Below are 24,525 nucleotides of genomic sequence, written 5' to 3'. Positions count from 1 at the left end.
CTCCTGACCTACCCGCAGGGGCTGAGGTGGACGGTGATGGACGTCCCGGCGGTCAACGCCGCGGGAGAGCGCTGGGCTACGGAGCACGACCCTGCGCGGCGGCTGCGTTTCGCCGGTGAGGTCTCGGAAGCTGCCGGCACCGACGTGCTCTTCGCGGCCGGCTCGCTCCAGTACCTGCGCTATTCGCTGGCCGAGGCCCTGGCCGGCATGCAGCCGAAGCCGCGGTTCCTCTTGCTCAATTCCGTGCCGGTGCATATGAGGGAGTCGTATTTCACGGTACAGAACATCGGCACGGCATGCTGTCCCTACCGGGTGACCGCCGAGCGCGAGTTCCTCGGCGGTCTCTCTTCGCTGGGTTACGAGCTGCAGGATCGCTGGGAGAACCAGCAGCGCTCCTGCATGGTCCCGTTCCATCCGGAGCTTTCTCTCGACCGCTACTACGGCTTTGCATTTCGCTACGCCGGATAGCGACGACTCCATCATCACGGGTGCTTCCGTCTTTCCATCCAGTCGTAGACGACGGGAAGCAGCAACAGCGTCAGAAGGGTGGACGAGACCAGTCCGCCGACCACGACCGTTGCCAGCGGGCGCTGGGTCTCGGCTCCCACGCCGCTTGAAAGAAGCATCGGGACGAGACCGAGAATGGCCACGCTCGCCGTCATGAGGACCGGACGCAGGCGCAGAGCCGTGCCCCTCAATACCGCTTCGCGAACATCGTGTCCCGCGCGCCTCTGCTGGTCGAGGAAGCTGACCAGCACGATGCCGTTGAGCATGGCTACGCCGAACACGGCGATGAAACCGATGGCCGAGGGCACCGACAGGTATTGCCCGGTGACGAACAGGCCCACGACGCCACCGATAGTCGCGAACGGGACGTTGGCGAGGATCAGGGCCGCATAACGCGCCGAGTTGAAGGCGGTGTAGAGCAGGATGAAGATGAAAAGGATGGTGACAGGAACGATGACGGCGAGGCGGGCGAGGGCACGCTGCTGGTTCTCGAAGGCGCCGCCCCATTCGGTGTAGTAGCCGGTGGGCAGGCTCACTTCCCGGACGATGGCGGCGTTGGCGTCCTGGACGAAACCGTCGATGTCGCGGCCGCGCACATCCATCTGGATCACGGCATAACGTTGAAGCTGTTCGCGGCGGATGAACGAGTAGCCTTCCGCCGTGCTCACTTTCGCGACCTGGCTCAACTGGACCAGGGCACCCGAAGGCGTACCCAGCGGGATCCGTTCCACGTCCTGCACCGAGGCCTTGCTCGCGTCGTCGAGACGAACCGTGAGGTCGAAGCGTTTCACTCCATCGAGCACGGTACCGACGGGTTCGCCTCCCACGCCGTTGCGCACGACGGTAAGGACGTCCTCCGCGGTGAGGTCGTAGCGGGCGAGGGCGACGCGGTCCACCTCGATGCGGATCTGCGGCTTGCCGAGATTGGCTTCGAGGGAAAGGTCGGCCACGCCCGGGATGCCGGCAAGAACATCCTTGATCCGGGTGCTCAGCCGGTCGAGTTGCGCCAGGTCCTCGCCGTAGAGTTTCAGCGCGAGCGTGGCGCGGACGCCGGAGATGAGTTCTTCGATGCGCATCTGGATAGGCTGGGTATAGCTGACCACGGCCGTCGGCAGCAGTCCGGCAAGCTCCTCCTGCATGGCTTCCTCGATGCCTTCGAGCGTCTGGCCGTCCCGCCACTGCGTCTTCGGCTTCAGCGGCGTGTATACCTCCATGTAGTTGACGTCGGCGGTTTCACCCTTCTCGGCCCGGCCGATCATGGCGAGGGTCGTTTCGACTTCCGGGAACCTCGCCTTGATCCGTTCGGCCACCTGCCGGGAGATCGCGATCGATTCGTCGAGGGATGCGGATGGAATGGAGGTGATGCGCCACATGATCGCGCCTTCGCGCAGGTTGGGCATGAACTCCTTGCCCAGGAAAGGAAACAGGGCGAGGGCGCCGGCAAGGCAGGCCGCTGCCATGGCGATCACTGCCTTGCGATGGGCCAGCGACCAGCCGAGCATGCGCGCGTAGGCCCGCTTCAGGTACGCGACGAGGCGCGTGTCCTTCTCCTCGCCCGGCTTCAGGACCGTCGCGGCGAGCACGGGAATCAGCGTCAGCGAAAGCAACAGGGACCCGGTCATGGCGAAGGCGATGTTGAACGCCATCGGCTTGAACAGCTTTCCTTCCAGTCCCTCCAGGCTGAACAGCGGCAGGAAGACGACGATGATGATCAGGATGGCGAAGGCGATGGGCGAGGCGACCTCGCGCGCGGCGGCGAGCACGGCGGCCGTCCTGTCCACCGTTTCCCCGCGTGCCTTCCGTTCGGCCATGATGCGATACGCGTTCTCCACCAGCACCACGGCGCCATCCACCATCATGCCGATACCGATCGCAAGACCGGCCAGGGACATCAGGTTGGCCGAGATGTCCGCCTGTTCCATGCAGATGAAGGCGATCAGCATGGCCAGCGGGAGCGCGATCACGACGACGAGCGCGCTGCGCAGTTCGCCGAGGAACAGAAACAGGACCAGGGCCACCAGGATCGAGCCTTCGATCAGTGCGCGCATGGCAGTACCGACTGCCGCGTCGACGAGGTCGGTGCGCTCGTAGACCGGCTTCACCACCAGCCGGCCGGGCAGGGCCTGCTTCACCGTTTCCAGTCGCGCCTTCACGCCGTCGACCACGTTCCTGGCATTTTCTCCGATCCGTGCGAGGGCCTGGCCGAGCACGACTTCCTTGCCGTCCCGCGTCACGGCGCCGGTGCGCGGCGCACCCGCTTCGACGACCTCCGCCACGTCGCGCACGTAGACGGGCGTGCCATCCTCGCTTTTCAGCACGATATTCCCGATGTCTTCGCTGTTCTTCACCAAGCCCAACCCACGCACCAGGTACTGCTCGCGCCCCACGTCGATGAAGTTGCCCCCGACCTGCGCGTTGTTTGCCTGCAGCGCCTGGATGACGTCCTTGAAGCCGAGACCGTGGGCAATCAGCCGCATCGGGTCCACGCGCACCTGGTACTGCTTCTGCTGGCCACCCCAAGAGGTGACATCATCGACACCTGGCGCCGTACGAAGGATCAGCCTGATCGTCCAGTCCTGCAGCGTTCTCAGGTCCATGTCGGACGGTGCGCTATCCCGGCTGTCGCCGGAGCGCTCCACTGTGTACCAGAACACCTGGCCGAGGCCCGAGGTGTTGGGCCCCATCTCTGGCTTTCCGTAGCCTTCCGGCAAGCGGTCGCCCACCTGCTGCAGGCGTTCGTTCAGCAGTTGCCTCGCGAAATAGATGTCCATGTCGTCCTCGAAATAGACCGACACGTAGGACAGGCCGAACAGGCTGACCGAACGGATCTCCTGCACTTTGGGCAGACCGGCCAGCGCCGATTCGATCGGCATGGTGAGCAGTTGCTCGACATCCTCCGAGGCAAGCCCCGCGGCCTCGGTGTAGACGTTGACCTGCACGGGGGTGACGTCCGGGAAGGCATCGATGGGCAACGTGCGAACGGCGCGATAGCCGAACCCGGCGACGACCAGGAACGCGATGAGCACCAGCAGCTTGTACTTGAGCGAGAGGGCGACGAGGCGTTCGAACATCATTCTTCTCCCAGCTGCGAGCGGAGAATCCGGGCCTTCAGAGTGAAAGCTCCCTGGCTCACGTACGGCATGCCGGGAGCCAGGCCGTGCCTGATCGCAGTCCAGCCGTCGCGCGTATCCCCGACTTCAACGGGCACGGGCTCGAACTCGCCGGCCTTGCCGCGGACGAAGACGGTGGGCTGGTTTTGCAAGAGCACTACGGCCTCGGCTGGCACGGCGAGTTGCCGTATCTGCGAACGGACCGTGATTCGGCATTCCACCAGCTCGCCCGGGTGGAGCAGGTCCCGCTCGTTGGGGACGCGGATGCGCAGGTTCACCGTGCGCGTCTTCTCATCGATCTGGTGAGATCGCTGGATGACCCGCCCTTCGAGCTCGCTGCCATGCGCGAGCACGGTGACGGCCGCGCCCTCGCGCACCTGCTCGGCCGGGCCCGGCGCCATGCGTGCTTCGACCCAGACCGACGACTCCGCCGCAAGGGTGAACAGTGCGCGGCCCGGCTCAATGTGCTCGCCGACGACGAAGTCGTCGGTCGTCACCCGTCCAGCCTGCGGGGCCAGCAATTCGAAGCTGCCGTCGGCGGCGGACGAGCCTCGTTTTACCAGGCTGGCGATCTGCCCTTCGGAAAGGCCATACGCCCTGAGCTTGGCGCGGGCCTGGTCGCGCTGCACCAGCGCCTCGTTGTAGCGGCGTGCGGAGACGGCTTGCGGCCCCAGCGAGGCCACGCGCGCCCAGTCCTGGCTGGCGACGATCAACTGACCCTGGACTTCCGCCACCTCCACGCTGGACAACACGACCAAGGGCTGCCCGGCCTTCACGACATCGCCGAGCTTCGCCTTGCGCGAGACGACCTGTGAGGCGATCCGTGGCGATACGAGGGCCGTGGCGTAGGCATCCATCTTCACTTCGCCGGGCGCACGCACCTGCTCGGAGAGCGTACGCAGGCTTGCGATGCTCTCGGTGATGCCCTCGTCGAGGGCGAACGCCGGCAAGGCGATGAACAGGAACAGGAGGAAAACGGCGGAGCGCATCATGGCGAGAAATCCTTTTGGGGGGTGTCGATCCATTCGGTCAGGCGGCCGGCGGCGGCGAGATAGTCGAACCACGCGTGCCAGGTCTGGGATTCGAGCGCGATGCCGGAGAGGGCCGTATCGAGACTCTGCTTCAACTGCACGAGGTAATCGGAGGTTCCGATTTCCCCAGCCTGCCAGAGCCGGTCGAGAACCTCCGCGCGGTCGTCGAAGGCACCGGCACGTCCTTGCCGGAAACCTTCGCTGGCCGTACGCATGGCTTCGTAGGTGGTACGCGCCTGCATCAACCGCGCGTCCGAGCGAAGCGTGGCGGCGCGCCGCGATGCGAAGGCCGCGTCCGCTTCCGCGCGCGCGGCGCCGACCTCGTAGCCGCCCGTGTTCAACACCGGCAAGGGGATCGACACGCTGACGCCCAACACACGATCCGTCCGTGGACCGCTACGCACGCGTCCGCCGGTGAGGCTCACGGTCGGGTCGGGCCGGCGGCTGCGGTCGGCGACCGCGATCGCCGCCTCGGCACGATTCTGTTCGGCCTGCGCCGCGATCACCTCGGGGCGTTCATCCACGCGAACGGCGAGCGGCAGGCTTCGCATAGGCGGCAGTTCCGGCGGCAGTGCAGGAAGGACGCTTTCCGCGTCGCCGCCGAGCGCGGCGAGCGCCGCCAGGGCGTCGGCCTCCCGGGCCTCGAGCTCAGCTTGCTGGATCCGGGCTTCGCCGAATGCCAGCCCTGCCAGGTCCCGTTCGGGACTGCTGATATCGCCCACCGCGAGCCGCTGCGCGGCCAGGGTGTCGAACCGGTGCATGAGTTCAAGGCGGCGGCGGCCCAGCATGCGCTGCTCGCGCGAAAGCACGACGCCGACCCAGGCCTTCAGCCAGTCGAGTGCGACATCGCGGCGCTCCAGGGCGTAAAGGGCTTCCCGCGCGCGCAGTTCGGCGTCGCTTTCGGCCACGCGAGCCTCGCGCTTGCCGAAGACGTCGAGCGTAAGGCTCGCGCCGACCGTGCGGCGATCGACGTCGGCGTTTTCGCCATCGAGCTGGAGGGAAGGGTTATAGACCGGTTGTGCCGCGGACCTGGAACGTTCGTGCGCGGCCCGCAGGCGCGCATCCGCGGCCTGAACTTGCGGGCTTTTGTCCCACAACGCATGAAGGGCCGTTCGCAGGTCGGGAGGTGACGTTGCCGAGGCGCAGGCGGCAAACAGCACGCCCGCGGCGCCCCAGGGCGCGGTACGCAGGAAAAGCATGGTGGATCTCCTGGAAATCGAATACGGAGCGGTACGACCGTTCGGGACGGTCGTTGGCCGGAGCGTTCGGCTTCAGGCGATCGGTGGGCGGAGCGGCGAACGGAGGAAGGCTGGCGACAGCGGGTCGATCAGCGCGACGTCCGGAGGAAGGATGGTGACGGCAACGGGAACGGTGGCGGCGACCGAGGGCAGGGCGACCGCGTGGGCGCAGGTGCAGTGGCAACCGCTCGCCTCGCCGAGCACGCAGTAATCGTCGTCCTCGACGGCGACGGTACCGGCCGTGTCGCCCCCGAACGCGACGCGCGGGCCATCCAGTACGCAGAAGGTCGACATCGCCACCTTGAACAGCAGCACCGCCAGCGCAAGCACCCACACGCCGCGATGGCGGCGGAGACGGGCGAAGAGGCGGGACGGGTGACCTGACATCCGCTGGATACTAGTAGGAGCGCGCCGCGCGCGCGACATCTTTTGAGGCCGGGCCTTGGAGTTGGCGCGTGAATGTGGGAACCGGCGCGAAAGGCGGTCGCGCGCGCGGCACGCTCCTACACGGCCTCGGCCCTCCGGGCCTTTGAGATTTTTCCCGGTTTGGGCAGTTCGAAGTCACGGTAGCGCCCCGGATCGCCGGTCATGCCCGCCTCGGCTGCCTTCGCGATGTTGTACATCTCGCGGGCTGTCACATAGTGCAGCACGTATTCGCGGCCATCGTTGTACGCGGACTCGAGATAGTCGTGCATGTCGTCGATGGGTTGCCCGAGCAGCGTGTCCATGTCGCGCTCCTGCGTGCCGTGCGTGTGCACCTTCACGAACACCCATTCCGGACGGCCCTCGACATGGATGCCCGTGCGCACCCACTGGTCCACGCGGTTGCGCGACGGTGGGCAGCCCTTCCGTACGTCGGCGTTCTCGATGCGCGGCACAATGCCGAAGCGGCGGTCCTTCCAGTTGAGGCCCAGGGGCCCCTGGATGATCAGCAGGTCGCCCACGGGCTCGCCGCCCACGCGCATCGGCACACCGGTGTCGTGCGATTTGCAGCGCTGCGGATCGTCCGTGGCGTAGTAGATCGCGTTCGAGATCCGCGTCTGCGTGTCGCTGGGCGCCGAAGGGAGGGTGAAGTCCGCATAGCAGCCGAGTTCCCGCAGCAGGACCAGCTCATTGTTGATACCGCACCAGCGGCCGTCGGCGCGTGAATTGTCCAGGCACCAGTTGCCGTGGATGAAGGCGAAGCGCAGCTGGCCGGTGGCGGGATCGCGCGGCAGGGCGCCGTGCTTCTCGTGCAGCAGCCGGTTGAAACGATCCATCGTGGCGACGAAGTTCTCTGCCGTATCGTTGTCGTGGTGCAGGTGGATCTCGATCTCGCCATAACCTTCCGCGCAGAGCGCGGCGAGCTTGTCCAGGTGCTCCTCGACGTACTCTTCTTCCGGGTAGAAGAAGCTGTGCTGCGGCACACGTCCGTCCGCGTCGCGATGGCGCGAGGCCATGGCGCGGTATTCGCCGCACCAGCGGTCCACGCGGCGGCGCTGGGTCGCCATGTCCACCCGGCCCCAGTTGGGCTCGAAGTGGTCCACGAAGCAGAACAGCACGTGTACCGGGCCCTGGCCCCTCGGCGGCTTGCGCCGGGTCAGATAACCCCACAACCAGTACTGCATGTTGCGTGCGCGGATCGCCACGGTGACGAGCGCCGCGGCAACCAGCACGAAAACCAGCAAGGCGATGGCGATCACGAAGGAACTCCGTCCGGCACCAGGGTAAGCAGCTGCTCGGCGTTGTTGCGCCATTGCCGCTCGCTGGCGATGTAGTCTCGCGCGGCGTCACCCACGCGCCTGCGTTCATCCGCACGCCTGGCCAGCTCGAGGACGCGTTCGACGCAGGCCGTGGCGTCCCCCCGGGGGAACAGCCAGCCCGTGCGTCCGTCCGCGATCACCTCCGCGACCGGCGCGTAATCGGGTGCCACCACCGGCACACCCATGCCCATGAACTCGAACAGTTTCATGGGCGAGCCGTAGTGGTTGGAATTCGGCAGCACGGCATAGTCCATGCAGGCGATCCAGCTCGCCACCTCGTCGTGAGGCACGCGGCCGGGCAGGAGCACGCGATCGGAAAGGCCGCGGGCCATGATCAGTTCGCGCACCGCCGGCAAGGTTTTGCCATCGCCCACGAAGACCAGGGCAAGTTCCGGCACGCTTTCCAGCCGGTGCGCGATGGCTTCGACGAAACCGTCCACGCCGTGCCATTCGGCGAACACGCCGATATGGCCGCAGACGATGCGGCCGCTGAGGCCGCGCTCGGCCCGCAGCTGCTCGCGATCGAAGCGTGCCGGATCGAAGCGCGGCAGGTCCACGGCGTTGGGTGAGATCACCGAGGGGGCGATCTCGTCATAGGCCTTCACCGCGATGTCGCGAAAATAGGTGGAGATGAACACCAGCCCCGTCGCCTGCCTGAAGCACCAGCGTTCGATGCGCCGCGCCAGCCCGCGCATGGCGAGCGGGCGCACGCGTTCGACCAGGGCCGAATCGTTGATCTCGAGAACCAGCGGGATACCGCGCCGCCGGGCCAGCCATATCGTGGCGAACAGGAACAGCGAGTAGCGCTCGTACACCAGCTGGGGCGGTGCCGTGCGCCAGGCGCGGCCCATGCGCACGAGCGTCACCAGGTTGTAGAGCAGTTCGAGAAGCTCGAAGACGATGCCCGGCAGCTTCGTGACGAGGCTGGCCAGCCAGCCCTTGCCGGCGGATGCCGCCGCGGCCGTTTCGTGCTCGGGGTCCGCGCCAGGGAACGACATCACGGCCACGTCGTGGCCGAGCTCGCGGAGCGCCCCCACGATGCCGCGGATATGCACACCTTCGACGTGGCGGCCGCGCGTACGGTGGTGGTAGAGGATCCTCATGCCGCGCTTCCCGGCAGCGCGGCGAAGCGCATGCCCTGCGAGAGCCACTCCGGAAGGAGCACGTCCAGCGCATCGGCTGCCTTGTCGCTGTCGTCGTGCATGAGCACGATGTCGCCGGCGGCGGGCGGGTCGTTGCGCAGGCGGTCGATCAGGGCTTCGATCGGACGGTCCTGGTAATCCAGGCTGTCGTACGACCAGTACACGAAGCTGCGCCGCCGCTTGGCGAAGTGGGCCAGGAGCTGCGCGCCGACGTATCCGTGCGGCGGACGCATGCGATGGTGCGGCCGGTCGTCGAACACCTTCAGCAGGGCGTCGGTGCGATACACCTCGTCGAGTTGCCTGGCAAGGTCCATGTTGCGGAACGACCAGTGGCTGTACGAGTGGTTGCCGATCATGTGGCCCTCGTCGACCATCCGCTTCACGATGTCCGGGTGTCGTTCGATCTTCTCGCCCACGAGGAAGAAGCTGGCCTTCACGCCGTGCTTTGCCAGCGTATCGAGCAGCCGGGGCGTGTGCCCGGGTTCCGGACCGTCGTCGAAGCTCAGGTAGCGCAGGTCGGCGTCCCGCGTCCGGGTGAGGACGAGGTGTTCCGGCAGCAGGCCCAGCAGGTCGTGTTTTTTCAGTTTCAGCTTCATGTGTTCGGGATGTGGCCTGGTCGATCCGGTTGGGGTGGCAGTCTGTGGGAAAGCTCCCACAGGGCCTGCCGCAGCTCCCTCAAGCATGCGCTCGAGGCGATCGATGTTTTCGTCCCAGCGGAAGGTGGCGGCGTGGGCGGCGATGGCGGAGGGGTCGAAGTGGCGTTCGAAGGCTTCCACCAGTGCCGCACCCAGTTCGTGCGGCTGGTGCGGCGGCACGAGGATGCCCGCGTGGCCGGGAACGACCTCGGGAATGCCACCGACGGTGGTGGCGACAATGGGAGTCCCGCAGGCCATGGCTTCCAATACCACGTTCGGCACGCCTTCGTTATGGCTCGGAAGGCATAGCACGTTTGCCGCGCGGAACCAGTCGGCCAGGGCGGCATGGTCGACGGCACCGGCGAAGCGTACGACAGTGGAGCAGCAAAGCGACGCCGCGCGGTCTTCGAGGTTCGCGCGGCTCGCACCGTCCCCGACATAGACCAGGCGTGCGTCGTGGTGGCGTTCCAGCAACGCCGGGAAGGCCTCGATGAGGTCGTGGCAGCCCTTGGTAGCCTTGAGGTTGCCCACGTAGAGGACGATGGGCACCTCCGGCGGCAGGCCGAGGCGCTGCCGGGCGGCGATCCGGTCGCCGCGGTGGAACAGGCGGGTATCGACGCCGTTATAGATCGCTTCCACGCCGTCCACCCGCGCGCCGAGGGCGATGGTCTTGCGGGCCAGCGCCTGGCTGACGGCGACGACGCCGGCCGCGCCGCGCAGGGCGGCGCGGATCTGCGGCCGGCGCAGGCGCGACTCGGCCTGCACGTTGAGGTCGCTGCCGTGCACCTTGACCACATAGGGGATGCCGAGCAGGCGAGCGACCCATGCGGCACCCGAGGCGTCCGGGTAGGCCCAGCTAGCCAGCATCACGTCGTAGCGGGCGCGGCGCAGTTCGCGGCCGCATTGCCACATCATGCAGGCGAAGAAGCAGAACGCATTGAGGAAGCGGCCGATGCCGGGCGGGTGGTAGAAGGTGAAGTAGCTCCGCTTGACCCCGGCCACCTGCGCATCGCCCTTCGGGCCGCCCATGCGCTCGCGGAAATCCACGGCAGTGAGCACGTCGACCTCGTGGCGTTCGCCCAGACGCTGGAACTGCTGCCGGTTGAAGGTGCCGCGGCGAGGGTCCCAAGGCGTCGGGAACAGGTTCGTGACGACGAGGATCTTCACGACGCGGCTTCCAGGTCGCCGAAATAGAGCTGGCCATAGCGCGCCGCCATGGCTTGCATGGAGCCGTTGGTTTCCACCCAGGCCCGGGCCGCGAGGCCGAGCCTCGCCGCCCGGTGGGAGGCATGCAGCAGTTCAAGGATCGCCTTGGCAAGCGCCGGGGGATCGCAGGGCGGCACCAGCCGGCCGGTCGCTTCGTCGCGCACGATCTCCGCGTTGCCGCCCACATCGGTGGCGACGATGGGCAGGCCCGCCGCACAGGCCTCCAGCAGCGCCATGGAATAGCCTTCGGTCACCGAGGACAAGGCGAACAGGTCGAAGCCCTGGAGCAGCTCGCGTACGTCGTCGCGGTCGCCGAGGAAGTGCACGCATCCTGCCACGCCTTCATCGAAGGCGCAGGCGCGCAGCGTCTCGCGCAGCTCGCCGTCGCCGACCAGTACCAGCGCGGTGTCGGGACGGGCATGGCGCACGATGCGGAAAGCACGGATGAGTCCGGCCTGGTCCTTCGCCCAGTTGAGCCGTCCGACGGTGCCGATGATGCGCGTGCCGGGTGGCACGCGGATCAACCGCGTGAGGCGCTCGTGCATGGCGTCCGAGGCCACGTCGAAGCCGTCCAGCACGATGCCGTTCGGCACGACGCAGGTCTTCTTCGCCGGCGCGATGCCTCGCTGCACCGCATCGCTGCGCGCCGCTTCGCACACGGCCACCACCGCGTCCGTGGCGGCCAGCGCGCGACGGAACAGCCATTCGCGCCGCCCGGGCTTGCGCTGCGCACCCATGCCGTGACGCGTGTTCACCACCTGGCGGATGCCCATGCCGGCGCTCGCGAGCACGGCCTGGTAATGCGCCACGGCATTATGCGTGTGCAGTACCTCGGTGTAGTGACGCGCGATCAGTTCACGGGCGCGGCCGAGCGCGCGCAGGTCGAAGCCCTTGCGCTTGTTGCAGGCCGAGACGGGGATGCCGAGCGCGTCCAGCTCCCATGCGAGCGAGCCACGCTCGAACAGGCACACCACCTGGACCTTGTGGCCCTGGCGATGCTGCTCCTTGACCAGGTCGAGCACCATGCGCTCCAGGCCACCCCGGTTCAGGTTTTCGACGAAGTGGGTGATGTTCACGAAACCAGCTCCGAAACGGTGACACGCAACTTGCCGCTGCGGGTGAGCGGGATGTCGTCGACGAAATGGCAATGCAGTTCAGCGCTGTCGCCGAGCACCTTGGCCACCTCGCGGCGGATGTACTCGAGCGATGCGTCCTCGAAGTCGCGGCCGCGCACGATCGACAGGTCGAGACGCTCCAGGCTTCGCTGCACGAGCTGGAAGCGGGTCAGGCCAGGCACGTCCTTCAGCATGTGCGGAAAGAACTCGCCGGGAAGGATGTGCCCGGCGGGCGTGCGGATCGCGTCGAGCTTGCGCCCGTCCACGGACGCCAGCATCGGCAGCCCGCGCCCACAGGAACACCGCGCGGAGGAGTGCGTCGCCATGTCGCCATTCACGTAGCGGATGAAGGGCATGCCATAGTTGAACAGGTCGGTGATCGCCACCTCGCCGCTGCCGGTGTGTACCGGGTTGCCCCCGCTGTCCAGCGTTTCCACCACGAGGTGGTCCGCGTTCACGTGCAGGCCCTCGCGATGCTCGCATTCCGAGGCGATCAGCATGAATTCGCGACAGCCATAGGTGTTGTACGCCGGCGCGCCGAAGGCGCGTTCGACGATCTCGCGCTGGAACGGATGCAGTGCCTCTGCCGCGCCGATGATCGCCACCGGCCTGGACACCTGGCGGCCGTGTTCCAGCAGCCACTCCGCCAGCCGGACCAGCGGGCCGACATAACTGACGATGATCTCCGGCCGGTAGGCATCGATCGCGTCGGCGTAGCCGGCGATGTTGCCTTCACTCATGTGGAAGCTGTCCAGCAGCTTGCGCGCGAACACGACATTGTAGACGCGGTCCTTCATCTGGTGTGCCTTGCTGGGCGCGCCCACCGGGCCGCCCCAGAGGAACAGGGTACGACGGCCCATGCGCGAACCTGCCCAGCCGTAGCCGCGCCACATCACGGCCACGCGACGATCATTGCTCTCGCGGGTATAGCCGAAGCGCAGCGGTTCGCCGGTGGAACCGCCGGTGGCCTTGTAGGCCAACGAATCCTTCAGCGAGGCGGCCTTGAGCTCGTCCGCATGCTCGCGGATGTCGGCCTTGGTGAGGACCGGGAGCATCGCGTAGTCGTCCATGCTGCGGATGTCGCGCGGCAGGATTCCTGCGGCGTCCCACCGGCGCCGGTAGTAGGGCACTTCGCGATAGCACCAGTCGAGCAGGCGCTTCAGGCGCTCGAACTGCAGTGCCTGGATTGCTTCGGATCCCAGCCACTGGTCGCGCTCGTAGCGGCGCATGTAACGTGGCGTGTCGCGACGGCGCAGGCCGCCTTCGTAGGCGGGCCATAGGACGTGGCGCAGCAGGGTTTCGTAGGCTTTCATGTCGTTCGCAACAAGACGGCGACGAGGACGAACAGGGCGAATATGCTGCATGCCCCCGCGGGGACCCAGCGCCATCCGCCTTCCGAAAGGCGGAACATCGGCAGTTCCGGCCAGCGCCGGCGCGCGCCGACGTAGTAGCCCGCGACCATGGCGGCAATCAGGTAGAGCACCACCATATAGCTGCGGCTGAGGAAGAAGGCCGCGGCGAACATGCCACAGAGCGACAGCAGCAGCGCGAGCGCCATCTGCCGTTCGGTGGCCCATGACGCTTCCAGGGCCGGGTCGGCATCCGCAGGCCGCCGGTGGCGCACGATCGAAAGCATCATCATGAAGCCGTAACTGACGAAAGCCAGCCAGAGCACGAAGCCGATGAAGCCGGTCTCGGCCAGCACCAGCACAAAGGAGTTGTGCGCGGTAAGTTCGTTGTATTCAGTAAAGTTGCCCGGGCCCACGCCAAACAACGGGTTCTCGCGGAACATCTCCAGGCCGGAGTACCAGGCGTCGACGCGGCCCGCTGCCGATTCCTCGCCGGCGTCCAGCTCATCCATGCGCGACGAAAGCACCTTCATCGCCGCCAGGCCCGCGATGCCGAGCATGCCCGCGGCGACGATGCCCTTGCGATACCAGATATAGCAGCCCGCGACGATCAGCACGGCAAGCATCGCGCCTCGCGAATTGGTGAGATAGGTGCCGTAGAGCAGGAGGACGGCTGCGGCCAGCCACACCAGGCGCAGCGCGCCCGCGCCGCGGCGGCCGAGGAACACCGCCATCGGGAACGTGGCGGCGAACAGGAGGCCCAGGTCGTTGGGATCGTTGAAGATGCCGACGTACTGGATGCGGTTGCCTTCGCCGATGGGTATGCCCGTCCAGCCCACGCCCAGCTTCGCCTGCTGGACGCCGTGCAGGGCTAGCACGGCCGCGCAGGCCACGAACACGGCCATGGCCGTCTGCACGCGTTTCTGCGTGCTGCAGGACGCCCCGAATACGAAGAACGCGATCACCACCGGTCCGAAGCGGGCCAGTTCGTCCACGGCGCCCCCAGCCCAGCCGTTGGTCACCTGCGAGACCATGAGAATGAGCAGGAACGCGGGCAGGATCACGAACTGCGGCGCCTCGAAGGTCTTCTCCTTGGACACCACCCAGGCGGCGAATGCCAGAAGCAGCACCACCGGGAGGATCGGCACCGTATCCAGCCCCGGCACATAGTCCTGAGGCCGGATGATGGTCAGCACCACATATAGCAGGATCAGGGGAAACATGGTTGTTCCCTCGGACCGGTGGCCTCGTGCGGCGCGGTGGGATAGCTCATCAACTGAGGCAGGGCGAGCATGGCGGCGAACCAGCCTGGACCCATGTTGCTTTCAACGGGCAGGCGGTTGAGTGCGTAGCGGTTCTCGCTGGGCTCCGCATTGGTGCCGCAGATGTAGCTGCAGGCCAGCTGGAAGCCGGCCCTGCGCGTCGCGGCGATCACCGCTTCGTTGTAGGCACGGTCGCCGCCGACCGGGTACGACATGAGGATCGCCGGATTGCGCAGCTCGCTGTCCAGCGTGGCCTTCGAAGCTCGGATCTCGCGTTCCATCTCGTCCTGCGGGAGGCGCGCGAGCATGCGGTGGTGCTCGCCGTGCGAACCGAACTCCAGGCCGGCCGCTTCCATCTCGCGTGCCTGGTCCCAGGTCATCGGCCGGCAATCGGCAGGGCGGGCCCTCGCCGACGGCATGCTCCACTCCGATTCCAGGCGCTCGACCATCGCGGTCTGCTCGAGGGCATCCAGCCATTTCATGCGCAGCAATACATTGCCGGCGATACGACGGCGCAGCGATCGATCGGCGGGAAGCGCAACGTCGATCGACAGTTCGGGCAGTACCAGCCTCGGCGCCTTCGTGAGCAGGATCATGTGTACCAGCCAGTCGTAGGCGTACGGCCGGCCGCTGTCGATGTGGCCCGTGGACACGAAGAACGTGGCGGGCACGCCCACTTCGTCGAGGATCGGCGCGGCGATGCGGTAGTTGTCGTCGTAGCCGTCGTCGAAGGTGACCGCCACCGAATCGGGCGGCAGGGCTTCACCCGCGTCGAGCGCGGCGACCACGTCGGTGAGGCGTATGGGCCGGAAGTACTTCTTCAGCCGCAGCATCTGCTCGCGGAACTCGGCGGGCGGCGTGCTGATCAGTTCCAGGTCGAATTCATAGACATCCGGATCGGGCAGGGGCATCACGCGGTGATAGGCGAGGATGCGCAGGTCGCGTTGCCACCACGCGCGGACGCGTTGCAGCGAATGCAACAGGCCGCTCGAATAACAGAGTTCGCCGAGCCGGCCGCGAATGCCGGGCGCGCCGCGCGTGACAGTGGAGTTCACCATAGATGGAGCCTGCGGTTGCGTGCGAAGGCGAGGAGTGCCTGCGCGGCGAAGAGGTTGAGATAGAAGAACGCCACCGCTATACGGAGCGGCAGCAGGCGTCCGAGAGGCGGCTGCAGGCGGGCGAGTCCGACCATCAGCAGGCCCGAGACGAGGCCTCCGAACGCCACCGCATACATCGGGTGCCGCGTCGCCAGGAGTCCGCTGCTGATCGTCAAGGCTACGATCAGCCACGGTGCCAGCAGGCGCAGCAGCTTGTGGCTGACGAAGCGGAACCACAGCGGATTGCACCAGGGCAGGAGCAGCCAGGGCGCGAGCTGGATGAGCTGGTAGTTACCGGCGAGCGTGCGGATCTTGCGACGGCGTTCCTCGGCAGGCTGCTGGGACGGCTGGTCCCAGGCCATGGCCTTTGGTTCGAACACCACGCGCTTGCCCTGCGCGGCAACTCGCATGGGCACGAGCACGTCGTCGAGCACCGTGCCCGCGGGCAGCGGCTTGAACAGGGAACGGCGCATGGCGTAGATCGCGCCGGTCACCCCGATCGTGGAACCCGACAGGCTCTCCGCATGGCGGATGCCTTTCTCGTAGCGCCAATAGAAATCCACGCCCTGGGCGAAACCGCTGCGCACGTTCTCCATGTGCAGTTCGCCGGTGACCGCGCCGACCTCGGGATCGCCGAGGTTGGCGACCAGTTCCTTGAGCGCCATCGGCGAGAGCCGCTGGCGCACATCGGTGAACAGGAGCACTTCACCGCGCGTCAGGGCCACTGCATCGTTGAGGCAGGCCGACTTGCCGCGGCGGTTCGGATGGTCCAGCACGGTCAGCCGTGGATCGGTCGAACGGCGGGCCATGGCGACGGTGGCGTCATGACAGCCGTCGCAGACGAGGACGATGTCGACCAGCGCCGCCGGATAGTCCAGCTGGCGCAGGTTGGCGAGCTTGCTGCGGATGTGCCGTTCGCCATCATGCACGGCGAGCACGATGCTCACCGTCGGAAGCACGTCGCGCCTGGCGATGGGCCGTGGCCGCAGGCGCGCCAGCAGCCACATCAGCAGCGGGTAGCCGACGAAGACATGGACCAGCAGCGCGGCCGAGGTCCAGCAGACGAACCAGGCAATCTGTGTCATGGCGTTCCCCCCGGGCGCCGGTGATCAGCCACGCCCGAGCAGACGACTCAGCAGCCCGCGTTTGGTCGCGGACGGTGCCGGTGCCGGCGGAGCGATGGCCAGTTCGGCGGCGAGCGTACCCAAGGTGCCGTTGGCGATGTCCAACAGATTGAGTTGCACGCCGGTCAGTTTCTGCACGCGGACGGCCATGTCCACGGCGAGCAGCGAATGCCCGCCCACGTCGAAGAAGTTGTCGCTGGTGCGTACGCGCGACATGCCAAGCAGCTCTGTCCACACCGAGGCGAGCAGGCGCTCGCTTTCGCTGCGCGGCTCGGTGCTGTCCGCCGCATGTCCGTGCCGCTGCTCGGCCGGGAGCGGCAGTGCCGCGAGGTCGGGTTCGCCGGTAGGCAGCAGCGGCAGTGCGTCGAGGACGACGAGGTGGGACGGCATGGACCATGCCGGGAGCACCGCGCACAGCGCTGCGCGCAGGCTATCGGGATCGGCCATGGCGCCGGGCGCCGCGACCGCGTAGGCATCGATATTGGTGAGGCCCTCGTGGGTCGTACGCGTTACCGCGAGCGCACGCACGATGCCCGGCTGGGTCAGCAGCAGCGCTTCGATCGCGGCCGGTTCCACGCTGAGTCCGTGGCGGCGCACGCGCCGGTCTGGCCGGTCGAGCACCTGCAGCTGGCCTTCGGGGAGCCAGCGCCCGCGATAGCCGGTGCGGTGCACGCGCTCTTCGCCGTGCTGGCGTTCGAAACCAGCGCGCTGGCCAAATGGCGTGGCGAGCGTGTCGCCGGCCACGGCCACCTGGCCCGTGGCGCCGATGGGACAGGGTTCGCCGTCTTCGTCGAGGATCCATACCTGGGCGTGGGAGACGGGCTTGCCCTCGTGCAGCGCATCCGCCACCCGGTCGATCCGGCCGCACGTGGCGACGGGCGCGGACATCGCGTCGCCGAACAGCGTCCACAGCGACGAGCTGCCCGAGGCAACCCGCGCAGCCATGTCCGGACTCGGCGTACCGCCCTTGACCACGGCCCGCAGGCCCTGATCGCCCTGCCAGCCGTCGTCGAACATGGCCTGCCATGTCTCGGGCGTGGCTATGAATGTATCGATTCCCGCAGGTATCGCGTCCGCGTGGGAGTTGCCCCTGTCGGCGACAACCCAGCTCGCCCCGTGTGCGAGGGCAAGCAGGGCTTCCACCACGCACATCGGATCGGAGGACAGTGCATCCCCGGAAATGTTTTCCCCCGCCCGCACCCCGAGCGCGTCGGCCAGACCTTCGACGGTCCCCGCCAACGCGCGATGCGAAAGCGAAGCGCCGTACGACTTGCCGTCGGCGCCGAGCGTATGGAACGCGATCGCGGGAGCTTCCGGATCCGCTGCGTCGAAGACCACGTCGTCGATCTCGACGGCATCCAGTTCGGCGTGGTCCGCATCCAGCCATAGCGCGCAGGCACGCGGCCAGTCCAGGGTGGCTTCAAGCGCGGCGTCGCCGATGAGCACGGTCATCCGCGCGTCGGCAAGGATGTCCTTCAGGCGCGCCGTCGGATCGGCCCGGTCGAGCAGCAACGCCGTGCCGCCGTTCATCGCGATGGCGATCAAGCCGGCGAGACGGTCCGGACCCGGATCGACGCAGAGGCCGACCACGCTTCCGCGGATCGCGCCGCGGTCACGCAACAGCACCGCCATGCACGTTGCACGGCGCATCAGCGTCGCGTAAGCGATGGGACGGGATCCGTGAACCACGGCGACCGCGTCCGGAGACGCGGCCGCGGTGGCGGCGACCATCGCATGCAGGCTGGCGGGCAGGCGGGAGTCCGCCGCTGTCTCGTTCCAGCCGTGCATGCGCTCCCGTTCGGCGGCCGTGGCGGCGGTAAGCGCGCCCACGGCCACGCCGGGGTCGGCGGCAACCCGGTGCATCATGCCGAGGTAGCGCTCGCGCATGAGCCGCGCCGTATCGGCCTGTAGCAGGTCCGCGTTGTACGTGACGCCGCCGACCATGCCATGGTGACCCTCGAGGAACCAGAGACCGAGGTCTTCGGTGGCGCCGCTCTGGAACAGCAGGATCTGTTCGTGCGCCAGGCCGCCCCAATCCACCACGCGCTGGCGCGCGTCCTGGAACGAGAACAGTGCCTGGTAGAGCGTGGCACCCGCGCCATGGCCCACGCGCAGTTCGCGCTGCAGGTACTCGAGCGGCACGTCAGGGTGCCCGAAGGCCTCGATGGCGATGCGCTTCACGTGACGCACGAGCTCCAGGAACGAGAGCGTGGGATCGACGCTCACGTGCAGCGGCAACAGGTTGTTGAAGTAGCCCATGACCGATTCGACTTCGGTCTGGTTGCGCCCGCGCACCGGTGTACCCACCACCAGGTCGCGCTGGCCGGCCGAGCTGGAGAGCATGGCGAAGTAGAGCGCGAGCAGGGTCATGTTGAGCGTGGCATCCGCCTGGCGGGCCACTTCGTGCATGGCGTCGGTGTCCTCGCGCGACACCCGGATCCATTCGGTGCGGCCGAGGCCGGACATGCCGGGACGGCGCGGATGATCCGTCGGCAGCGCACGCACGTCGCCCATCTGGGCGAGGCGTTCGCGCCAGAACTCGAGCTGGCCGCGGAAGGCGCACGAGTCGAGCCAGTGCGCGTGCCACTCGGCGAAGTCGCCATAGGTCACCGGCAGCGGCGCCAGCGGCGAAGGCAGGCCGGCGGCGAACGCGCGGTAAAGCGCCGACAGTTCGTTATAGAGGATGTCGAACGACCAGCCGTCCCAGATGATGTGGTGCGGCATGAAGAACAGCGCGTGCTCGTCCTCGGCAAGACGGAACATGCGCGCACTGAACAGCGGCGCCTTGCCCAGGTCGAACGGCGTGTCGGTGAGTTCCTGCAGGCGCTGCATGAGCCGCGCTTCGCGCTCCTCCTGCGGCAGGTGGCTCAGGTCCTCGGCCGGGAACAGCGGATAGTCGAGGCGCGGCTCGACGATCTGCACGATGTCGTGGCCCACGTCGCGGAAGGCCGTGCGCATGATCGGCTGGCGCTGGATCAGGGCCTGGAAGGCCATGTCGAAGGCGTGCTCGTCGAGCTTGCCGCGCAGGCGATGGGCCGACGGCGCGTTGTAGGTCACGCGGCCCGGATGCATGCGTTCCAGCGCCCACAGGCGGCGCTGCATCAGCGACAGCGGCGCCTGGTCCTGCTCGGTTTCGGAGCGGTGCGCGATGGGATCGGTCGCCGGCGAGGCGCCACTCGCCACCTGCGAGCCGATGGCTGCGGCGAGCTGCTCGATCGTCGGTGCATCGAAAAGGGTGCGGAAGGAAAGCGTCACGCCGAACTCGTGATTGAGCCGTGCGGTGAGCTGGGCGGCAAGCAGCGAGTGGCCGCCGAGCGCGAAGAAATCATCGCGGACGTCGAGGTCGGGCAGGCAGAGCACGGCTTCCATTGCGGCAGCCACCCGGCGTTCGTCTTCGCTGCGCGGTGCGATGCGCTCGCCCGGCGCAGACACCGAGTGCGCCACCGGTGGCGGCAGCGACTTGCGGTCGATCTTGCCGTTCGGCAGCAGCGGGATCGCGTCGAGCACCAGGATGTGCTGCGGAACCATGTAGTCGGGCAGGCGGGCGCGCAGGCGGGCACGCAGCGCGTCTTCGGCCGGCTGCGCACCGTCGCGGCCTACCACATAGGCCACCAGGCGGACGTCACCTGGACGGTCCTCGCGCGCCATAGCCACGGCACGCGCGACGTCGGGCGCGTCGGCGAGGACGCTCTCGATCTCGCCGGGCTCGATGCGATAGCCGCGCACCTTCACCTGGAAGTCGAGGCGGCCGAGGTGCTCGAGCAGACCGTTGCTCAGCCAGCGGCCGCGGTCGCCCGTTCGGTACATCCGCGAGTCCGGCGTTTCCGACCAGGGATCGGGCACGAACTTCTCGGCGGTGAGGTCAGGGCGATCGAGGTAGCCGAGGGTGACGCCGGCGCCGCCGATATGGATTTCCCCCGGCACGCCCAGCGGGCAATGGTTGCCGCGCTCGTCGAGGATGTGCACCGTGGTGTTCGCGATGGGCCGGCCTATGTAGATGCCTTCGCGAGGATCCGACACGCGCCAGTAGGTGGAATACACCGTGGTTTCGGTGGGGCCGTAGCCGTTCCAGACCTCGCCGCAGCGATCGAGCAGCGCTTCGGCCAGGTCGACAGGGAGCGGCTCGCCGCCGGAGACGGCGCGGAATGCCGGGCGGCCACGCCAGCCGGCGTCCACGAGCAGGCGCCAGCCTGCCGGTGTGGCCTGCATCATCGTGGCGTCGCTGTCTTCGATGAGGCGGCGCAGCTGCCCGCCGTCACGCACGTCGTCGCGGCCGGCAACCACGATCTCCGCGCCGCTGGTCAGCGGCAGCATGAGTTCCATGAACGCGATGTCGAACGAGAGCGTGGTGACCGCGACGAGACGGTCGTCCGGCGCGATGCCCGGCACGCGTTGCATGCTGGTGAGGAAGTTCGCCGCGGCGCGATGCGGTACACGCACGCCCTTCGGACGGCCCGTGGAACCCGAGGTAAAGATCACGTACGCCACGGAGTCTGGCGTCGCGGCACGGCGATCGCGCTCCGGCCGCTCGAAGGACGCATGAGCGACCTCGTCGCTGCTCAGCGCGAGCACGCGGGCGGGATCGAAATCGAAGGCCAGCGACGTGTCGCCGTCGACGATCAGCGCGGCGAGTGCGGCATCTTCCGCCATGAAGGCGAGCCGGTCCGGCGGGAACGCAGGGTCCAGCGGCACATAGCCTGCGCCGGACTTCAGCACGCCGAGGACGGCGGCCACCATGTCGATGCCGCGGCCGAGCGAGAGGCCCACCAGCGCGCCATGGCTGATGCCGCGGTCGCGGAGCGCATTGGCGATGCGGTTGGCGCGGGATTCGAGCGCGGCATAGGTGAGCCAGCGATCGGCATGACGTACCGCGGCACGTTCGGGCGCCCGGTCCACCTGCTGCTCGAAGAATTCATGGGCGAGACGCAGTTCGGGAAACGGCGTCGGCGCGGGTTGCAGCGCGGCCAGTTCGCGATACACGGCGTCGGAGACGACCGGCAGCGCCACGGCGGCTTCGTTCGGGTCGAGCGCGGCCTGGCGCAGGAGCGTGGCGTACGCATCGAGCCAGCCCTGGATCGTGGGCCCCTCGAACAGGTCGGCGTTGTACTGGCATTCCAGGCGCAAGCCACCATCCACCTGCACGGCGTTGACGAAGAGTTCGAAGTTCTCGTATTCGCGCGGCACCGCCTCCACGTCGAAGCGCAGGCCGGGGAAGCTCACCGTGCTCTCGTCCAGTTGCGCGTCGAGGTTGAACAGCACGGCCACGAGCGGCAGGCGCGACGGGTCGCGCGCGAGCGAGAGGCGGGGGAGCAGGCTGCCCAGCGTATAGCGCTGGTGCTCGAAGGCGTCGAGCAGGTCGTTGCGCACGCTGCCGAGCAGGTTGGCGAAGCTCGCGCCGTCGTCGATGCGTGCTCGCAGCGGCAGTACGTTCACGGCGTGGCCGACCAGGGTGTCCAGGCCAGCGGCCGCCTGTCCCGCGGTGGGGATGCCGATCACCACGTCGTCCTGCCCTGCGATGCGGCGGAGCAGGACGGCGAAGGCGGTCAGCAGGGTCGCGTAGAAGCTCGCGCCCTGGGTCGCGCCCAGGCGCTTGATCGCGGCGACTTCCACCGGGTCCAGCGTGCGGTCTTCGCGCCGTGAGGTGAACGTCCGACGGCGGGGGCGAGAGCGGTCTACCGGGAGGTCGAGTACGGGCACCGCCCCGGCGAACCGGTCGAGCCAATACTTTTCGTCTTCCCGGGCCGCTTCGCTGCCGGCGTGCGCAGCCTCGGCCAACGCGAAGTTCGAGAACGCGCCCGCCGGCGACGGGCCGTTGCCCTTGCCGATGCGTTGCGCGTAAAGGGCGGCGAGATCGCGCACGATCACGCCGAACGACCAGCCGTCGCACACGATGTGGTGCGCGGCGATGGTCAGGAGGTGGCGATCCGAGGAGAGGCGGAACAGCTCCGCCCGGACCAGCGGTCCGTTCTCCAGGTCGAAGGGCGTGGTGACGATCCGCGAGAACGCGGCCTGGATGCGTGCGTCGCTTTCGAACGGTGCGAGCAGCGAGAGGTCGTGGAAGGCGATCGGCAGTGTCGTGTGTTCGGCGACGAAGAGCCCTTCGCCGTCGCCGCTGAACGTCGCGCGCAGGGCTTCGTGGCGATCCACGATGGCCTGCAAGGCCCATTCGAGGGCCGGCACGTCGAGCAAGCCCTTGAGGTTCAGCGATACCGCTTCGTTGTACGCCAGCGAGGCTTCCGGCTCCAGCCGGGATGCCAGCCACACCTCGCGTTGGGCTGCCGTCGTCGGCACGAGGCGCGTCAGCGGCGCACCGGCGAACGGATCGTAGTCGACCGCTGTGGCGGCGGCCAGCTCGTTGGGCGTCATGCGGTAACCCTCAGGTACTTGCCCGGCGCATCCGGGTTGGGAACGAACCACGCGGGACGGCCTTCGGGATCCTTGCCGAGGCGGGCCCCGGGTACGGGCGGCTGCCCGGCGTCGAAGTTGGCCGTGTCGCGGCGGCGCGGCAGGAATTCGGCTTCCTGCATTTCGAGGATGGACTCGCGGAAGGCGGTGACGATGGCGGCGAAATCCGCCTCGCTGTGTGCGGTGGTGAAGAAGCAGGGGAAGTTGTCGAGGATGTGGATGCCGCGGCTGCGCATCATCGCGAACAGCAGGTCCTGCAACGGGTGGTCCTCGGTGAACACCGTCTTCCAGACCGAAGAGAAGTGCACGATCCGCACCGGCGCGCCCACGCTCGCACAGAACGCGTTCATCTCTTCGGACATCGCGGTAACCTTTGCGTTGAGCGACGCCTGTAGTTCCGGACCGTGTTCCTTGAGGTGGTTGAGCACGGCGTGCGCCGCGGCCAGGGCCAGCGGGTGGCGGACGAAGGTGCCGGCGAAATACGTGACGCCCACGGTCGGCGTGGAATCGTCGCCGAAGCGCCAATGGCCACCGTCAAGGGCGTCCATGAAGCGCCGTTTGCCGGCGATCACGCCGATCGGGAATCCGCCGCCCACCACCTTGCCATAGGACGCCATGTCAGCGTCGATGCCGAGCATCGCCTGGGCGCCACGCGGATGCGAGCGGAAGCCGGTGACCACTTCATCGAAGATCAGCAGCGAGCCGGATTCCTCGGTGATCGCGCGCAGCTCCTGCAGGAACTCGACCGGCTGGAAGTCTGGCCGGCGGCTCTGCACCGGTTCCACCAGCACGGCGGCGATGGACGAGGCACGCTCACGGATGATGGCGAGCGACTCGGGCGTGCCGTAGTCGAGCACCAGCACGTTCTCGGCCGTGTTGCGCAGGATGCCCGGCGCGGCCGGCACCGACTTCAGCTTCTTCGTGCCGCGCACGATCACTTCGTCGAAGATGCCATGGTAGGAGCCGGTGAAGATCACCAGGGTGTCGCGGCCGGTGACGGTACGCGCCACGCGCACGCAGCCCATGACGGCCTCGGAGCCGGTGTTGCACAAGGCCGCGCGGTCGAAGCCGGTGAGTTCGCACACCTGCTTCGCCACGACGCCGGCCAGCGGATGCTGCGGGCCGATCTCGTACCCGGCGTCGAGCTGGGTGCGCACGGTGTCGAGCACGAAGTCGGGCTGCCAGCCGAACAGGTTCATGCCGAAGCCGTTCAGCGCGTCGACGTATATGTTGCCGTCCAGGTCCCAGACCTTGGAGCCCTTCGAACGCTCGATCACGATCTGGTAGACGATTTCCTTCAGCAGCGGGCGGAAGCCGTTCACCACACGCGGATCGGCCAGGTGCGGACGGTGTTCTTCCGTATAGGCCTTGGACGCCTTGCTGCGCTCGATGTAGCGGCGCATGAAGGCATCCAGCCGCGCCCGCTGCCGCGCGCTCAGTTCGGTATTCGTGGAGTGGATCCGCGCGATGGCGCCGAAGGCCTTCTTGACGTCGTAGGTGGTGTGCGCGATCGCGGCTTCTTCGTCCTGGCCCTCTGTAGGAGCTGTCTCTTATACACATCT

At 67.6% G+C, this 24,525-nt stretch carries 15 protein-coding genes; 1 reads left to right on the top strand and 14 read right to left on the bottom strand.

What is annotated here, in order from left to right; all coding sequences use genetic code 11:
* On the top strand, positions 1-468 hold a 468-nt coding region (locus ACR9ZH_RS16560), incomplete at its 5' end, for a methyltransferase, TIGR04325 family (RefSeq protein ID WP_481291859.1).
* Between the two features lie 14 nt (positions 469-482).
* Here ACR9ZH_RS16560 and ACR9ZH_RS16555 read toward each other — a convergent pair.
* From ACR9ZH_RS16555 to ACR9ZH_RS16490, 14 genes are all read right to left on the bottom strand, one after another.
* The gene (locus ACR9ZH_RS16555; RefSeq protein ID WP_481291858.1) at positions 483-3,578 is read right to left on the bottom strand and encodes an efflux RND transporter permease subunit; all 3,096 of its coding nucleotides are present in this window, start codon (positions 3,576-3,578) and stop codon (positions 483-485) included.
* On the bottom strand, positions 3,578-4,609 hold the full coding sequence (locus ACR9ZH_RS16550) for an efflux RND transporter periplasmic adaptor subunit (protein WP_481291857.1): 1,032 nt from the start codon (positions 4,607-4,609) through the stop codon (positions 3,578-3,580). Before ACR9ZH_RS16550 ends, ACR9ZH_RS16555 begins: the two co-directional genes overlap by 1 nt.
* A complete protein-coding gene (locus ACR9ZH_RS16545) occupies positions 4,606-5,847 on the bottom strand; it encodes a TolC family protein (protein WP_481291856.1) in 1,242 nt (413 codons plus the stop codon). The genes ACR9ZH_RS16550 and ACR9ZH_RS16545 overlap by 4 nt, the downstream gene beginning before the upstream one ends.
* 72 nt (positions 5,848-5,919) lie before the next feature.
* Positions 5,920-6,273 carry a hypothetical protein gene (locus ACR9ZH_RS16540; protein ID WP_481291855.1) on the bottom strand — a complete coding sequence of 118 codons (354 nt, stop codon included), beginning with the start codon at positions 6,271-6,273 and terminating at the stop codon, positions 5,920-5,922.
* Between the two features lie 116 nt (positions 6,274-6,389).
* Positions 6,390-7,568, bottom strand: a complete 1,179-nt coding sequence (locus ACR9ZH_RS16535; RefSeq protein ID WP_481291854.1) for a hypothetical protein — start codon at positions 7,566-7,568, stop codon at positions 6,390-6,392.
* Positions 7,565-8,731 (bottom strand): glycosyltransferase family 4 protein, encoded by a 1,167-nt coding sequence (locus ACR9ZH_RS16530; protein ID WP_481291853.1) that lies wholly within the window; start codon positions 8,729-8,731, stop codon positions 7,565-7,567. The genes ACR9ZH_RS16535 and ACR9ZH_RS16530 overlap by 4 nt, the downstream gene beginning before the upstream one ends.
* Entirely contained in the window at positions 8,728-10,572 is a 1,845-nt protein-coding gene (locus tag ACR9ZH_RS16525) for a glycosyltransferase (RefSeq protein WP_481291852.1), read from the bottom strand. The genes ACR9ZH_RS16530 and ACR9ZH_RS16525 overlap by 4 nt, the downstream gene beginning before the upstream one ends.
* Positions 10,569-11,687 carry a glycosyltransferase gene (locus tag ACR9ZH_RS16520; protein ID WP_481291851.1) on the bottom strand — a complete coding sequence of 373 codons (1,119 nt, stop codon included), beginning with the start codon at positions 11,685-11,687 and terminating at the stop codon, positions 10,569-10,571. The genes ACR9ZH_RS16525 and ACR9ZH_RS16520 overlap by 4 nt, the downstream gene beginning before the upstream one ends.
* Positions 11,684-13,039, bottom strand: coding sequence for a phenylacetate--CoA ligase family protein (locus ACR9ZH_RS16515; protein WP_481291850.1), 1,356 nt, complete (start codon positions 13,037-13,039; stop codon positions 11,684-11,686). Before ACR9ZH_RS16515 ends, ACR9ZH_RS16520 begins: the two co-directional genes overlap by 4 nt.
* Positions 13,036-14,298, bottom strand: a complete 1,263-nt coding sequence (locus ACR9ZH_RS16510; protein WP_481291849.1) for an O-antigen ligase family protein — start codon at positions 14,296-14,298, stop codon at positions 13,036-13,038. Before ACR9ZH_RS16510 ends, ACR9ZH_RS16515 begins: the two co-directional genes overlap by 4 nt.
* Positions 14,286-15,395 (bottom strand): polysaccharide deacetylase family protein, encoded by a 1,110-nt coding sequence (locus ACR9ZH_RS16505; protein WP_481291848.1) that lies wholly within the window; start codon positions 15,393-15,395, stop codon positions 14,286-14,288. Before ACR9ZH_RS16505 ends, ACR9ZH_RS16510 begins: the two co-directional genes overlap by 13 nt.
* Positions 15,389-16,519: a glycosyltransferase family 2 protein gene (locus tag ACR9ZH_RS16500; RefSeq protein WP_481291847.1), complete on the bottom strand. Its 1,131-nt coding sequence runs from the start codon at positions 16,517-16,519 to the stop codon at positions 15,389-15,391. Before ACR9ZH_RS16500 ends, ACR9ZH_RS16505 begins: the two co-directional genes overlap by 7 nt.
* Before the next feature lie 24 nt (positions 16,520-16,543).
* A complete protein-coding gene (locus tag ACR9ZH_RS16495) occupies positions 16,544-22,924 on the bottom strand; it encodes an amino acid adenylation domain-containing protein (protein WP_481291846.1) in 6,381 nt (2,126 codons plus the stop codon).
* Positions 22,921-24,366, bottom strand: coding sequence for an aminotransferase class III-fold pyridoxal phosphate-dependent enzyme (locus ACR9ZH_RS16490; RefSeq protein ID WP_481291845.1), 1,446 nt, complete (start codon positions 24,364-24,366; stop codon positions 22,921-22,923). The genes ACR9ZH_RS16495 and ACR9ZH_RS16490 overlap by 4 nt, the downstream gene beginning before the upstream one ends.
* Between the last annotated feature and the right edge of the window lie 159 nt (positions 24,367-24,525).

This window comes from Luteibacter sp. SVR4-7G, assembly GCF_056755555.1.
Note: the sequence above shows the minus strand (reverse complement) of the source record. Positions and strands in the feature narration are given on the sequence as shown.

What these genes read in the sequence shown, in the direction of transcription:
- ACR9ZH_RS16555 (WP_481291858.1), bottom strand. Translation starts at nt 3,578, where the DNA reads ATGTTCGAACGCCTCGTCGCCCTCTCGCTCAAGTACAAGCTGCTGGTG.
- ACR9ZH_RS16550 (WP_481291857.1), bottom strand. Translation starts at nt 4,609, where the DNA reads ATGATGCGCTCCGCCGTTTTCCTCCTGTTCCTGTTCATCGCCTTGCCG.
- ACR9ZH_RS16545 (WP_481291856.1), bottom strand. Translation starts at nt 5,847, where the DNA reads ATGCTTTTCCTGCGTACCGCGCCCTGGGGCGCCGCGGGCGTGCTGTTT.
- ACR9ZH_RS16540 (WP_481291855.1), bottom strand. Translation starts at nt 6,273, where the DNA reads ATGTCAGGTCACCCGTCCCGCCTCTTCGCCCGTCTCCGCCGCCATCGC.
- ACR9ZH_RS16530 (WP_481291853.1), bottom strand. Translation starts at nt 8,731, where the DNA reads ATGAGGATCCTCTACCACCACCGTACGCGCGGCCGCCACGTCGAAGGT.
- ACR9ZH_RS16515 (WP_481291850.1), bottom strand. Translation starts at nt 13,039, where the DNA reads ATGAAAGCCTACGAAACCCTGCTGCGCCACGTCCTATGGCCCGCCTAC.
- ACR9ZH_RS16510 (WP_481291849.1), bottom strand. Translation starts at nt 14,298, where the DNA reads ATGTTTCCCCTGATCCTGCTATATGTGGTGCTGACCATCATCCGGCCT.
- ACR9ZH_RS16505 (WP_481291848.1), bottom strand. Translation starts at nt 15,395, where the DNA reads ATGGTGAACTCCACTGTCACGCGCGGCGCGCCCGGCATTCGCGGCCGG.
- ACR9ZH_RS16500 (WP_481291847.1), bottom strand. Translation starts at nt 16,519, where the DNA reads ATGACACAGATTGCCTGGTTCGTCTGCTGGACCTCGGCCGCGCTGCTG.
- ACR9ZH_RS16495 (WP_481291846.1), bottom strand. Translation starts at nt 22,924, where the DNA reads ATGACGCCCAACGAGCTGGCCGCCGCCACAGCGGTCGACTACGATCCG.
- ACR9ZH_RS16490 (WP_481291845.1), bottom strand. Translation starts at nt 24,366, where the DNA reads ATGCGCCGCTACATCGAGCGCAGCAAGGCGTCCAAGGCCTATACGGAA.